Below are 13,173 nucleotides of genomic sequence, written 5' to 3'. Positions count from 1 at the left end.
GTGATTCGGGTTGGGATATCCCAAGTGTTGTCAGGGTTTTGTGCAGCGCATTCTACAAGATGCCACAGGTCAAGAAAAGCCATACAAAGCCTATGACAGTAATAAGATTAAACTGATCGTGCGCAATTATTGCCATAACAGCATTGACGGCTTACATGCGTATGGTTAGCGTTACCGGTTACGAAGTAAAAACGTGTCTGAGGAGATGACCACGTGATGCATTTGCCCCCGCGCAAGTTACTGCGCCTTTTACCCCTTGCCAGCGTGTTACTGGCTGCATGTACCATTAACAAACCACAAGGTCCGGGCCCAAGCACCACATCACCGCAATGGCAGCAGCATCAGCAAGCCGTGGCGAAAATCAGCCAGTATCAGGCGCGCGGTGCGTTCGCTTACCTGTCGGATAAGCAAAAAGTGTATGCACGCTTTAACTGGCAGCAAACCGCTGCGGATCGCTATCGCCTGCTGCTGACCAATCCGCTCGGCAGCACCGAATTGCAGTTGGATGCGCAAGGTTCCGTGGTGCAGATCGTGGATAACAAAGGCAAGCGCTACGTGAGTAACGATGCCGAGAAGATGATTTCACAGCTTACCGGCATGGATATCCCGCTCGCCAATCTGCGTCAGTGGATGATGGGCTTGCCGGGCGATGCCAGCGATTATCAGCTGAATAACAATTACCAGCTGCAAAGCCTCAACTACAGCCGCAACGGTCAGCAGTGGAAAGTGAACATTTCTGATTACGATAGCAAAGTGAATCCGCCGCTGCCGGCGAATCTGGAGCTGTCTGAAGGCGGTCAGCGCATTAAATTACGCATGGATAGCTGGACCACTCAATGATCACCACGTGGCCCGCGCCAGCAAAACTGAATCTGTTCCTGTATATCACTGGCCGTCGTGCTGACGGCTACCACAATCTGCAAACGCTGTTTCAGTTCCTCGATTACGGTGACACGCTGGAAATCACACCGGATAGCAGCGGCAAGATAACGCTGCTGACGCCGCTGACTGGCGTGCCGGATGACGAGAACCTGATTGTGCGTGCTGCGCAGGCGTTAAAAACCGTTGCCGCTGCGCGTGGCACCTTGCCCGCGCAGGCCGGTGCCAGCATCGCGCTGGAGAAGGTTTTGCCGATGGGCGGCGGGCTTGGCGGCGGCTCTTCAGATGCGGCAACGGTGTTAGTGGCGCTGAATCATCTGTGGCAAACCGGATTAAGCGTTACCGAGCTGTCGACGATTGGCATCAAACTGGGCGCGGATGTGCCAGTGTTTATTGGAGGTCACGCGGCCTTTGCAGAAGGCGTGGGCGAACTATTGCAGCCGGCTGAACCGGCAGAAAAATGGTATCTGGTGGCGCATCCAGGCGTGAGCATCGCGACGCCTGATCTGTTCCGCGATCCCGAACTGACGCGCGATTCACCAATCCGCACATTAGATGAACTGTTACAGCGTCCTTTTCACAATGATTGTGAGGCTGTGGCAAGAAAACGTTTTCGTAAGGTTGATGAGCTGCTTTCCTGGCTGCTAGAATACGCGCCGTCGCGCCTGACTGGGACCGGAGCTTGTGTGTTTGCTGAATTTGACACCGAATCCGACGCACGTCAGGTGCTGGAGCTTGCCCCGAAATGGATTTGCGGATTTGTGGCGCGCGGGCTTAACCTCTCGCCGTTGCAGCGCACACTTTCTGGGCTAAAAGCGTCTACGTGACAGTGTCACCCGTTCCAGACACTGCATGTTGCGCATTAACACACCCGTATGAACATGCTCTTTGGTATTCGCCGGTTACTCTAGAGCCGTTCATTCTCTGGACGCCAAGCCTGAGGTTCTTCTCGTGCCTGATATGAAGCTATTTGCTGGTAACGCCACCCCGGAACTAGCACAACGTATTGCCAACCGCCTTTACACTAGCCTCGGAGACGCCGCTGTTGGCCGTTTCAGTGATGGTGAAGTAAGTGTACAGATTAACGAAAATGTACGCGGTGGTGATATTTTCATCATCCAGTCCACCTGTGCCCCCACCAACGATAATCTGATGGAGCTGGTTGTGATGGTCGACGCCTTGCGTCGGGCTTCTGCTGGTCGTATTACTGCTGTCATTCCTTACTTTGGCTATGCGCGTCAGGACCGCCGTGTGCGTTCTGCTCGTGTACCGATCACTGCCAAAGTGGTTGCCGATTTCCTTTCTAGCGTGGGCGTTGACCGTGTTCTCACCGTTGACCTGCATGCTGAACAGATTCAGGGCTTCTTTGATGTCCCGGTGGATAACGTCTTCGGCAGCCCAATCCTGCTGGAAGATATGCTGCAAATTGGCCTGGAAAATCCCATTGTAGTTTCCCCAGACATCGGTGGCGTAGTGCGTGCCCGCGCCATCGCCAAACTGCTCAACGATACCGATATGGCTATCATCGACAAACGCCGCCCGCGCGCGAACGTTTCTCAGGTGATGCACATTATTGGTGACGTTGCGGGTCGTGACTGTGTACTGGTCGACGATATGATCGACACCGGCGGTACGCTGTGCAAAGCGGCTGAAGCGTTGAAAGAGCGCGGCGCGAAACGTGTCTTCGCTTACGCCACTCACCCAATCTTCTCCGGCAACGCGGTGGAAAACCTGCGTAAGTCGGTGATTGACCAGGTGATTGTCTGCGATACCATTCCGCTGTCTGAAGAGATGAAATCTCTGCCAAACGTGCGTACTCTGACGCTGTCTGGCATGTTGGCCGAAGCGATTCGTCGTATCAGCAACGAAGAATCAATCTCCGCGATGTTTGAGCATTAATTCATCGCGTGAAACCGGGCCTCGTGCCCGGTTTTTCTTTGCACCCTGCCCTCAATCTGACTCACCGATTAAGCCACTTTCCCCATTGATATTTGCGCGATAAATTTCGTTAAATCTCGCTATTCTCGCTGCCATCCACTCTTTTCTGGTGACTCGCATTGCCGCCCTTTAGCGGTCCAATGTTTAATGCTATTTTCTTCCCACTTTTTCCCCGAGCTCCGACCACTATGACTCTCGACCTCTACACGCTGTTTGTTTGCGAGCTCTTTGTGCTGGGGTTTTTGAGTATCATTTTGGTTTTTGCCTGGGTTGGCGCGCAGTACGATCGCGTATTGGGCTGCACCACGCTGGCGCTGGTTTTAACCCTGGCGGCGGTGTTCTTCAGCAGCTTACGCAGTGCGGGATTCCATTTTTTACCGGTCGCGGTCGGCAACGTCATGCTGTTGCTGGCTTATGGCAATCTGCTCAATGCCTTCCGCATCTTCTGCGGTAACGCGATTGGCCTCAGCTGGTTAGGCGGCGGCTTATTGTGGGCGATTCTGTGCCTGTTCCCCGAATTTTACTCCAGCCAGCCGAAGCGCGTGCTGGTGGTTTGCCTGCTGTGCATCATCTTTACCGGCGCGCTAATCCGCTTACTGTGGCGCGTGCGCGCATCGTTAACCGTCACCTTCTGGCCGGCGCAAATCCTGCTGTGGATCCATTTGCTGTTTCACGTGGCGCGGATCTTTCTGGATGATGCGGTGGCGACGCCGGTGCGCGGTGCGGTTGGCGGTTCCAGCTTCTCGGTGTATGTGATTCTTGAATCGATCCTGTTTGTTATTGGTCTGAGTTTCACCATTCTGGCGATGGTCAACGAGCGCACGCAAATCGCCCACAAGCTGGCATCAATGCACGATCCGCTCACCAGCGTGTGGAACCGCCGCGCGCTATTCGAGCAGGCCGATAAAATGATTTTACGCAGCGCGCGACAATCACAACACTTTGTCTACAGCGCGGTGCTGTTCGATCTGGACCATTTTAAAAGCATCAATGACCGTTTCGGCCATCAACGAGGCGATCAAGTATTAATCGATTTTTGTCAGGTGGTGCAGGCGTTGATGCCGGAGAGTGGCCATTTTGCCCGTTTGGGTGGCGAGGAGTTTGCGGCGATCATTCCCGGCGATGCCGAGCAGGCGCAGCGGGTATGTGAACGTATCCGTTTGGCGACACAGCTGTCGCAACCTAACGACGTGCGCTATACCGTCAGCATCGGTTATGCCACCGCGCTGCAGCCTGGCGAACCTTTCCCGCCGCTGCTGGCGCTGGCCGATGAAGCGTTGTACCGCGCAAAAGCCAGCGGCCGTAACCGCATCGAACGTTATCTCGCGCAGTTACCGCCGCTGCAGCAAACCGTACTTACTTAATGTGATGAGTGATTGCGACGGCAACGCTTATCGCCGTAATGACGCAACCAGTAATAGCGATCTTCCACGCGCTCACGTCCGCTGACGCGCGCGCCCACCAGCCACAGTAAAGCGCCAACGAAGATGCTGAACATCGCACCGTGCGCGAGGAATTGCGGCAGGTTGAGTGAAGGAAGCTGATTGATAATGGAATAGCCAACGCCCAACACCATCGTCAGTAAACCCAAACACATCAAACCATTACCTACAAAGCGGCAATTTTGACGTTTCATGATCCACCTCCATCCTTATAAAAGCAAAACAGCACGTATGGTTAACTAGCCATAAGCTTAGGCAATACCTGCCGCTTAAGTTGCGTACAGGATCACATATCCTTCACAACCTTTGACAAATCTTTACCGCCAGCGCCTTGATTTCGATAGAAAATGATTAGTCACGCAGAGACATTATCTGTGGCGCGTGGCCTTTGTCATCCGTGCCGCCAGGCAGTAAACTATCGCCCTTTCCGCAGCAAGACAGGATAAACATCGTGAGCAGCATTAAACTGATTGTGGGGCTGGCCAATCCCGGCGCTGAATACGCCGCAACGCGCCATAACGCGGGCGCCTGGTATGTCGATTTACTGGCGAGCCGCAACAATCAGTCGTTAAAAGACGAGCCAAAATTTTATGGCTACACCGCGCGCCTGTTGCTGGCGGGAGAAGATGTGCGCCTGCTGGTGCCCACCACTTTTATGAATCTCAGCGGCAAAGCGGTGGCGGCGATGGCGACCTTTTATCGCATTGCGCCAGAAGAGATTTTGGTGGCGCACGATGAGCTGGATTTGCCGCCGGGCGTGGCGAAATTCAAGCAAGGTGGCGGCCACGGCGGCCATAACGGCCTGAAAGACATCATCAGCAAGCTGGGCAACAACAATAATTTTCACCGTTTACGCGTCGGTATCGGCCATCCTGGCGACCGCAATAAAGTGACCGGTTTCGTGCTCGGCAAGCCGCCAGCCAGCGAACAAAAGCTGATTGATGATGCGGTAGACGAAGCGGTGCGCTGCACCGAGCTGTGGCTGAAAGAAGACAAGATTAAGGCGATGAACCGCCTGCACGCGTTCAAGGCGGGCTAAGGCCAATTCCCGCGCCGCAGAAGGCAATTCTGTGTATAATGCGCGAAATTTTTTGAATCTGTCGGCGCTGTTAAACAGCGCTGCGCACTCAGTGAGAAAGGTAATCAGACCATGGGATTTAAATGCGGTATTGTGGGCCTGCCGAACGTCGGTAAATCCACCCTGTTCAACGCGCTGACTAAAGCGGGTATCGAAGCAGCCAACTTTCCGTTCTGCACCATCGAGCCAAACACCGGTGTGGTGCCAATGCCCGATCTGCGCCTCGATCAGCTGAGCGAGATTGTTAAGCCACAGCGCGTCGTGCCAACCACCATGGAATTCGTCGATATCGCCGGTCTGGTGAAAGGCGCGTCCAAAGGTGAAGGCCTGGGCAACCAGTTCCTGACCAACATCCGTGAAACCGAAGCCATCGGCCACGTGGTGCGCTGCTTCGAAAACGACAACATCATCCACGTTGCGGGCAAAGTTAATCCAGCGGAAGATATTGACGTCATCAACACCGAGCTGGCGCTGTCGGATCTCGACACCTGCGAACGTGCGATTCAGCGTTGCCAGAAGAAAGCCAAAGGCGGCGACAAAGATGCGAAAGCCGAGCTGGCTGCGCTGGAGAAGTGCCTGCCGCATCTGTCAGAAGCGGGCATGCTGCGCGCACTGAATCTGGATGCTGACGAGAAAGCGGCCATCCGCTACCTCAGCTTCCTGACGCTGAAGCCAACCATGTACATCGCCAACGTCAACGAAGACGGTTTCGAAAACAATCCGTACCTCGATCAGGTACGTGCAATTGCCGAAGCCGAAGGTTCGGTGGTGGTGCCGGTGTGTGCTGCGGTTGAATCTGATATCGCTGAGCTGGAAGATGACGAGCGCGACGAGTTCATGGCTGAACTGGGTCTGGAAGAGCCGGGCCTGAACCGCGTGATCCGCGCCGGTTATGCGCTGCTCAACCTGCAAACCTACTTCACCGCAGGCGTGAAAGAAGTGCGTGCATGGACCATTCCTGTTGGCGCCACCGCGCCACAGGCGGCGGGTAAAATCCACACTGACTTCGAGAAAGGCTTTATCCGCGCTCAGACCATCGCGTTTGAAGATTTCGTTGCCTTCAAAGGCGAACAAGGTGCAAAAGAAGCCGGTAAAATGCGCTCAGAAGGTAAAGAGTACATTGTAAAAGATGGCGACGTGATGAACTTCTTGTTCAACGTCTAATCTCTTAATCGCAATAAAAAGCCCAGTTAATTAACTGGGCTTTTTTATTATCAAAATCTCACTTCTTTCAGGCCGCTTTGTCCGTCATCGCCACCCGCGCATCCAACTCTTCAGGCGTTTTCAGGAATGGCGTCAATACACCGCTCAGAACATAAAGCCCGGCATAAATTCCCAGCACCCCGCCCGCACCCAGCGATGAGTAGAACAGCGCGGTGATGGCAGGTGCGATAAAGGCGCCCAAACCTGCGCCCAGATTCAGCACCGACATGGCCGCGCCTTTGCTGTCCGGGGCCAGCAGTGGGAACAGCGCCGACAGCGGCACATAACCGGCCATGGTAATACCGCACAGGCACAGCACCAATGCCATCACATAGAAGTTGTGACCCAGCAGCTGCGGCACGGCCCAGACCAAAATCAGCACCGCCGCATAGCCAAATCCACCGACCCACATGATGGTGGTACGCCAGCCAAACTTATCGCCGAAGAAGCCAAAGAACAGGTTGGCGAAAATCGCCACCAGGAACACCGCCGACCACATATGCAGCCATTCGGTTTTGCTGTAGCCGAAACTGATCAGATAGAGCGGCAGGAAGGTCGCCAGGCCATATTGGGCGATGCCGTTTACCGATTTCACCACCAATCCCATCGCAATCACCGGACGCTGCAGAATGGTGATGCCTTTAATTAACTCCGCCGCGCTGAAAGGATGAATTTCAGATGCCGGTACCACGTCGCGGTTCACCCAAATGCCTAACACGGAGCCGACGACCACAAATACCATGCCGACCCACAGCACATGAATTTCGCCCATCACCGGCAATGCCAGCGAGGAGAAGAACGGACCGATGACGCTCAAACCCAGCGAGAAGGTAAACCAGAACCAACCCACTGCGGTAGAACGGCGCTCCACCGGCGTGCTGTAGTTAATCCAGATGAGAAACGAGTAGGCAAACAGTGGATAACCGATGCCGCGAATGGCATAAAACGGCAGCATCCAGGCCATGTGCATGGTCTTGAGGCCAACGCCGATAAACCCGATACTGCCGATAACAAAGGTGATCAACCCATACAGCATCACTTTGCGCGGGCCGAGGGTTTGCACCAGTACGCCGGTCACCCAGGCCGCCAGCGTCACGGTGACACCGTATGCGGTGATCAGATAAGAGGCTTGCGCGACAGACAGCCCTTTATCCACCAGCCAGATGGCAATCCACGCTTGTTCTACACCATCGCCGATCATGAATATCGCGAGGCCGATATAGCCCCAAAGCAAGTTTTTAGGCAAACCTATTTTGTCGAACATAGTTTCCCCCGTGTCAGACACTGACTGGTGGTAGTTAATAGAGGTAAGTTTTGATTTTGTTTTTATTCAGCGATGATTTTCATCAGCATGCCCTGCACTTTCAGCGCATCCTGGCTTTTAATCAGCTGATCGATTTCATCAATGCTCAGGCGATCAATAAAGCTGGAGAGCGCTTTATACATGCGAATGTTTTGCGCGCATTCGGCAACCGGATCTTCACGGCTTGGGAAGGTATCGAAATAGATCAGGCCGCTGAAGTTAACGCGTTTTGCGTAATAGATGTATTCCAGCGTCTGCATCAGGTGCACGGAACCCAGCATCAATCCATCATCAAAATGGCCATAACCATCATTCAGGTGGAAGCCCACCAGACGGTTTTTGCGTGCCGACTGGAACAGTGAGAAAGCGGGATTCTCTTTCTTCATGATCATGTGACAGAAATCGAGGGTAATACCAAGATTGTCGGAGCCTACATCATCAATCAGCATCAGCGTTGAAGAGACATCACCAATAAAGGAGAAGGTGCGCGGTTCATACGGCTTATATTCAAAACTGAATTGCATATCCGCGTGTGCCTGGGTCACGGTCTGTAATGCGTTGACCAGCCACTCATAGGCGCGGAAATAATCCTGCTGGAACGGATAATCGTAACCATCATAGCCAAACCACAGCGTGACGGTATTGCCGCCGAGGTATTTGCACATCTCTGCGGCTTCGAGGGTAATTTCGATCGCTTTTTTACGCAGTGCGGCATCAGGATTGGTGAATTCACCCTCGATGAACTCTTTGTTATAACGCAGTGCGATGCCGCCCACCTGCAAATTGTTATCGGCGATGGTCTGTTTAATCAGCGCTTTATCCTGACCAATAAAGTGTTCCGGATAATTCAGCTCGATATGCGTTAAGCCCGCAACGCTACCCATACGCGTAATAAGATCGCAAGTATCCATATTGTTCTTCGCCGCAAACAGATCGGCTCTGGAGCGAAATGAATTTATACGTGATGAGAATTTCATTTTTTAAATTACCTTTAATGGGATTTCCATGTTCTTATAAATGAGAATATTCATCAGGTAAATGCGATCAGCTAAATACTACCGCTAATAAAATAAACGGTAGATTTATAATAGTAAAAGTTTTACTGCGAGTAAAATCATTGTAATACAATAGCTTAAATAGCTATTTTACTGTTAATGAAATAACAATCGCAATAAGGATAGTTTTGTTTTACTGCCAGTAAAATGCATCAGTAAAACGTTTTACAGCGTGTGATCCAGTTAACACTTTTCCCCTAACTGCCATGCTAGCTTAGCGACAACATTTTTAATGAGCGCGCAAAATGCATAATCGACTTAAAGGCAATGAGATATTCCTGCTGGCTCGCACCCTTGCGCCTGAGCTGGGAAAAAAGGAACGTTCAATTGCACGTTTTATTGACGACAATCCACAGTCATTATCTAAAATGTGCATCACTGATATTGCGAATTATCTGAATGTTAGCGTATCGAGCATTACTAAAGTATCGAAGAAACTAGGCTTTACCGGTTTTCACGATCTGAAAATCAGTATTGCCCGGCAAGTCAGCACGCAGGAAGATATCATCGATATTCCGGTAATCCCCGATTCAGAAAAATATGTCGAGCAGGTGATTGAAAGCACCTTTTTAAATTCGGTGCTGGCACTGCAGGATTCCCTGAGCGTGATTAACAGTGCCGTGATAAAAGCAGTGGCGTATCTGTTTATTAATAAACCAGAAAGCGCACGCATAGTTATTGCCGGGTGCGGTGGCTCAGGTTCTATCTGTGATGACTTCAATCATAAGCTGCTGAAGATCGGCATCTTCTCGTCGGTGTTTAGTGATAGCCACAAGCAGCTGATGACCGCCTCATTGATGCAACCCGGCGATATCCTGCTGGCGATTTCTCACTCCGGCCAAACCACGGACATTATTCAGATGGTAAAAGCGGCGAATGAGAACGGCGCAGAAACCATCTGCCTGACCAATTATCCCAACAGCCCACTGAGTTTAATTGCCCGGCACTCGATTATCTCGTCGGTTAAAAACAATCCGATTACCGGAGAGAACGCCACCACGCGCATTGTGCATCTGAATATTCTGGATGCCATCTTTACCCTTATCGCCAGCAAGACCAGCGAAAAAAGTCAGACCAGTTTACACAACACCAGAAATGCGGTTGCGTCCAAGCGCACCGCCAATTAAGGGCCGAAATGATGAAACATAATATTGTTGTTATTGGCAGTCTTAACTACGACATTCTTGTCCAGCAGGATCGCCTGCCGGAAATTGGGGAGACGTTTACCGGCAACGAATTAATGCTGATGCCGGGCGGAAAAGGGGCAAACCAGGCGGTTCAGTGCGCCAAGCTGGGACTGAACGTCAATATGGTGGGCTGTGTGGGCAATGATATTTATGGCAGCGAACTCATAAAATCGCTGAATGAAAATGGGGTATCGGTAGATAACATTAGCCAGCGCGGAAAAACCTCCGGCATTGGCATCGTGCAGATTCTGGAATCCGGTGATTACTGCAGCACCATTATTAAGGGCGCAAACTACCTTATTAGCGAACCCGATATTCACGATGGGTTATTTAGCGATCGGCCTCTGTTAATCCTGCAGTCGGAAATTCCCGATCGTGTGGTTGAACGAGCCATCAGCGTGGCACGCCGCCACGATTGCCAGATTTTGCTGAACAACGCGCCGGCGCGCGAAATCTCTCCGCAGGCGCTGAGTCAGGTCGATTTACTGGTGGTGAATGAGACCGAAGCCAGCTTTATGAGCAAAACCGCCGTCACGTCGGTTAAGGAAGCGATGATCTGTGCAGCAGCGCTACAGCAGAAGGTAAATGGTCGGGTGATTATCACGCTGGGCGAGAAAGGCGCGGTGTTATCCGGTGATGCAGCTGCCAGACATTATCCCGCCGTGTTCTGTCCGGATGTGGTGGATACCACCGGCGCAGGGGATTCCTTTATTGGCGGCATCGCTTATTGCCTGGTGAACAACATCGATCTGGAAGAAGCGATTCCTTTCGCGGCTGAAATCAGTTCCTGCTCAATCCAGAAATATGGCGGTCAGAGTTCTTTCCCGATGCTGCCTGATGTGGCGCACGCGCTGACGCAAAATCGCCAGCGCCTGTTTGGTTGAAAAATACGGACCTGAAGCTCTGAACGGCACCTTTACAACATCAGACCATATACTTCGCAGCCTTCGTAAACGCCGATTAAGTACTGGCGCGCACCACAAAGTGCCAGTCCATCATAATGCGTTGAGCCGGTGAATCAGGTTGATCGATCTTATTCAGCAGCAAGGTAAACGCCTTGCGCCCCATATCGCGCGACGGCTGCGCCAGCGTGCTCAGCGGCGGCGTGACCATTTCGGCGAGGTCGGATCCATCAAACCCCGTCACCGCTATATCCTGCGGCACGCGCAGCCCGGCGGCATGAATGGCTGACAGCGCGCCCGCCGCTAAGGTATCCGACACGGCAAACACGGCATCTGGACGCTCGGGCGCTCTCAGCAAGGCTTCCATCGCCTGTTTGCCGGCATTAAAACTCAGCTCGGTGGCGTACGTGATGGCCTGCCAGCTGCGCGCTTCATGGATAAGTTGCTGCTGATAACCCGCTTGCCGCAGCTGCGCATATTTATAGCTGAGATCGTGGTTGATTAAGGCAATACGCTGTCGTCCCCTGCCCGCCAGAAACGCCACGACGTGCTTTGATGCCTGCACATCATCAATGCCCACGCAGGAGACATCACCGGCATCGGCGTATTCCGCGCATTGCACCCACGGCGTTTCGCCAATCAGCTGCGCCAGTTCTGGCAACTTACTGAACGCATCCATGGTGATAATGCCATCCACCATTTTCCCGGCCAGCAATTGCAAACTGGAGCGGGAGCGCTCGATGTCTGAGCCAGAATTGCACAACAGAATGCGATAACTGTTTTTCTCCGCCTGCTCCTCAATGCCTTTTACCAACTCGGCACAAAAGGGATTGGAGATATCCGACACCATCACGAGAATCATTGAGCTACGTGCAGTTCGCAACTGACGCGCTAATAAATTTGGCTGGTAATTACTCGCTTTAATAGCGTGCAGGACTTTCTCACGATTCAGCGCTTTTACCGTATCGCTGTTATTCAGCACCCGTGAAACTGTTGCCACAGAAACGCCCGCTAAGCGGGCGATTTTTTGGATGGACATGCTTACAACTCTTGCTCAGTCAGATACTACGGAGGCTAGCATAATTTCGCGCCCGCCTTAATCATGCGACTTTGCCGCATTTAACCCCAACTGGGCGCGGATGCTGGCTGCCTGCTGCGGTTGTGCGGCAAAGTCATCAAATGCCCGTTCGGCCACCGGAATGATGTGGCGACGAATGAAGTCGGCGCCCTCGCGCGCGCCGGTTTCCGCCTCTTTCAGGCAACACTCCCACTCCAGCACCGCCCAACCGGCATAATCGTATTGCGCCAGCTTGCTGAAAATGGCCGGGAAATCGATCTGTCCGTCACCGGGTGAGCGGAAGCGACCAGCACGATCTATCCAGCGCTGATAACCGCCATACACGCCGCTGCGTCCGTTCGGCAGATATTCGGCATCTTTAACGTGAAAGGCCTTAATGCGCTGATGGTAGATATCGATGAACTGCAGATAATCGATATGCTGCAAGTGCAAGTGGCTGGGATCGAACAAGATGTTGCAGCGCGCATGATTGTTCACTAACGCCAGGAAGCGTTCAAACGTCACGCCATCATGCAAATCCTCACCGGGATGGATCTCGTAGCAGACATCAATGCCGTAGCGCTCAAACTCGTCCAGCACCGGCAGCCAGCGCCGCGCTAGCTCTGAGAAAGCTTCACTCAATAGCTGAGGATTGTGTGGCGGCCACGGATAGAGATACGGCCAGGCCAGCGAACCGGAGAACGTCGCGTGGGCCTGCAATCCCAGGTTGGCTGACGCGGCCGCTGCCAGCTTCACCGTCTGAATCGCCCACGCGGTGCGCTTTTCTTTGTCGCCACGCAAAGCGGCGGGTGCGAAGCCGTCGAAGGCGCGATCGTGCGCCGGATGGACGGCAATCAGCTGGCCCTCCAGGTGCGTCGATAATTCACTGATCTGCAAGCCGTAGTTCGCCAGCAAACCCGTCACTTCATCGCAATAGGTTTGACTGGTTGCGGCGCACGGCAGATCAAAAATTAGAGGGTGATTACAGGGCATCTGTAGCGCCTTGTAACCGAGCGCAGAGGCCCATTGCGCCAGCCCTGCCAGCGAATTAAACGGTGGCTGCTGCCCAATAAACTGCGCGAGAAAAATTCCCGGTCCTTTTAACGTTTTCACCTACACCTCCCGTCAA

At 52.9% G+C, this 13,173-nt stretch carries 13 protein-coding genes; 8 read left to right on the top strand and 5 right to left on the bottom strand.

The window, feature by feature from the left end; genetic code table 11:
- Nucleotides 1-216: 216 nt before the first annotated feature.
- The 4 genes from lolB to ACFQW4_RS08300 all read left to right on the top strand — a co-directional run bounded on the left by lolB (nucleotide 217) and on the right by ACFQW4_RS08300 (nucleotide 4,181).
- The gene (gene lolB, locus ACFQW4_RS08315; protein WP_377725351.1) at nucleotides 217-840 is read left to right on the top strand and encodes a lipoprotein insertase outer membrane protein LolB; all 624 of its coding nucleotides are present in this window, start codon (nucleotides 217-219) and stop codon (nucleotides 838-840) included.
- Complete coding sequence (ispE, locus tag ACFQW4_RS08310; protein WP_137385973.1) at nucleotides 837-1,706, top strand: 4-(cytidine 5'-diphospho)-2-C-methyl-D-erythritol kinase; 870 nt, start codon at nucleotides 837-839, stop codon at nucleotides 1,704-1,706. The genes lolB and ispE overlap by 4 nt, the downstream gene beginning before the upstream one ends.
- Nucleotides 1,707-1,830: 124 nt before the next feature.
- Complete coding sequence (gene prs, locus ACFQW4_RS08305; RefSeq protein ID WP_006118899.1) at nucleotides 1,831-2,778, top strand: ribose-phosphate diphosphokinase; 948 nt, start codon at nucleotides 1,831-1,833, stop codon at nucleotides 2,776-2,778.
- A 227-nt stretch (nucleotides 2,779-3,005) separates the two neighbouring features.
- Nucleotides 3,006-4,181: a GGDEF domain-containing protein gene (locus ACFQW4_RS08300; RefSeq protein ID WP_377724821.1), complete on the top strand. Its 1,176-nt coding sequence runs from the start codon at nucleotides 3,006-3,008 to the stop codon at nucleotides 4,179-4,181.
- On the opposite strand, the gene ychH is transcribed toward ACFQW4_RS08300, so the two are convergent.
- Nucleotides 4,178-4,453, bottom strand: coding sequence for a stress-induced protein YchH (gene ychH / locus ACFQW4_RS08295; RefSeq protein ID WP_061723496.1), 276 nt, complete (start codon nucleotides 4,451-4,453; stop codon nucleotides 4,178-4,180). The genes ACFQW4_RS08300 and ychH overlap by 4 nt on opposite strands.
- Before the next feature lie 257 nt (nucleotides 4,454-4,710).
- Here ychH and pth point away from each other — a divergent pair, with 257 nt between their 5' ends.
- Entirely contained in the window at nucleotides 4,711-5,298 is a 588-nt protein-coding gene (gene pth / locus ACFQW4_RS08290) for an aminoacyl-tRNA hydrolase (protein ID WP_377724818.1), read from the top strand.
- Between the two features lie 111 nt (nucleotides 5,299-5,409).
- Complete coding sequence (gene ychF / locus ACFQW4_RS08285; protein WP_008107633.1) at nucleotides 5,410-6,501, top strand: redox-regulated ATPase YchF; 1,092 nt, start codon at nucleotides 5,410-5,412, stop codon at nucleotides 6,499-6,501.
- A gap of 67 nt (nucleotides 6,502-6,568) precedes the next feature.
- Here ychF and ACFQW4_RS08280 read toward each other — a convergent pair whose 3' ends face one another.
- Together ACFQW4_RS08280 and ACFQW4_RS08275 are read right to left on the bottom strand one after the other, a co-directional pair.
- Nucleotides 6,569-7,804, bottom strand: a complete 1,236-nt coding sequence (locus ACFQW4_RS08280) for an MFS transporter (protein ID WP_110866351.1) — start codon at nucleotides 7,802-7,804, stop codon at nucleotides 6,569-6,571.
- Nucleotides 7,805-7,866: 62 nt separating this feature from the next.
- Entirely contained in the window at nucleotides 7,867-8,820 is a 954-nt protein-coding gene (locus ACFQW4_RS08275; protein WP_192411660.1) for a sugar phosphate isomerase/epimerase, read from the bottom strand.
- 323 nt (nucleotides 8,821-9,143) lie between these two features.
- Between ACFQW4_RS08275 and ACFQW4_RS08270 the strand changes: the two genes are divergently transcribed.
- Both ACFQW4_RS08270 and ACFQW4_RS08265 read left to right on the top strand, forming a co-directional pair.
- A complete protein-coding gene (locus ACFQW4_RS08270) occupies nucleotides 9,144-10,025 on the top strand; it encodes an SIS domain-containing protein (protein ID WP_377724815.1) in 882 nt (293 codons plus the stop codon).
- An 11-nt stretch (nucleotides 10,026-10,036) separates the two neighbouring features.
- Entirely contained in the window at nucleotides 10,037-10,969 is a 933-nt protein-coding gene (locus ACFQW4_RS08265; protein ID WP_377725349.1) for a ribokinase, read from the top strand.
- Between the two features lie 76 nt (nucleotides 10,970-11,045).
- Here ACFQW4_RS08265 and ACFQW4_RS08260 read toward each other — a convergent pair whose 3' ends face one another.
- Both ACFQW4_RS08260 and ACFQW4_RS08255 read right to left on the bottom strand, forming a co-directional pair.
- A complete protein-coding gene (locus ACFQW4_RS08260) occupies nucleotides 11,046-12,026 on the bottom strand; it encodes a LacI family DNA-binding transcriptional regulator (protein WP_222182639.1) in 981 nt (326 codons plus the stop codon).
- A gap of 57 nt (nucleotides 12,027-12,083) precedes the next feature.
- On the bottom strand, nucleotides 12,084-13,157 hold the full coding sequence (locus ACFQW4_RS08255; protein WP_377724813.1) for a sugar phosphate isomerase/epimerase family protein: 1,074 nt from the start codon (nucleotides 13,155-13,157) through the stop codon (nucleotides 12,084-12,086).
- Nucleotides 13,158-13,173 lie beyond the last annotated feature (16 nt).

It is taken from the genome of Pantoea sp. GCM10028869 (genome assembly GCF_042666835.1).
In the GTDB taxonomy this organism is placed as follows: Bacteria; Pseudomonadota; Gammaproteobacteria; order Enterobacterales; family Enterobacteriaceae; genus Pantoea; species Pantoea leporis.
The sequence above is the reverse complement of the archived record's forward strand: the minus strand, read 5'-3'. Positions and strand labels throughout refer to the sequence as shown.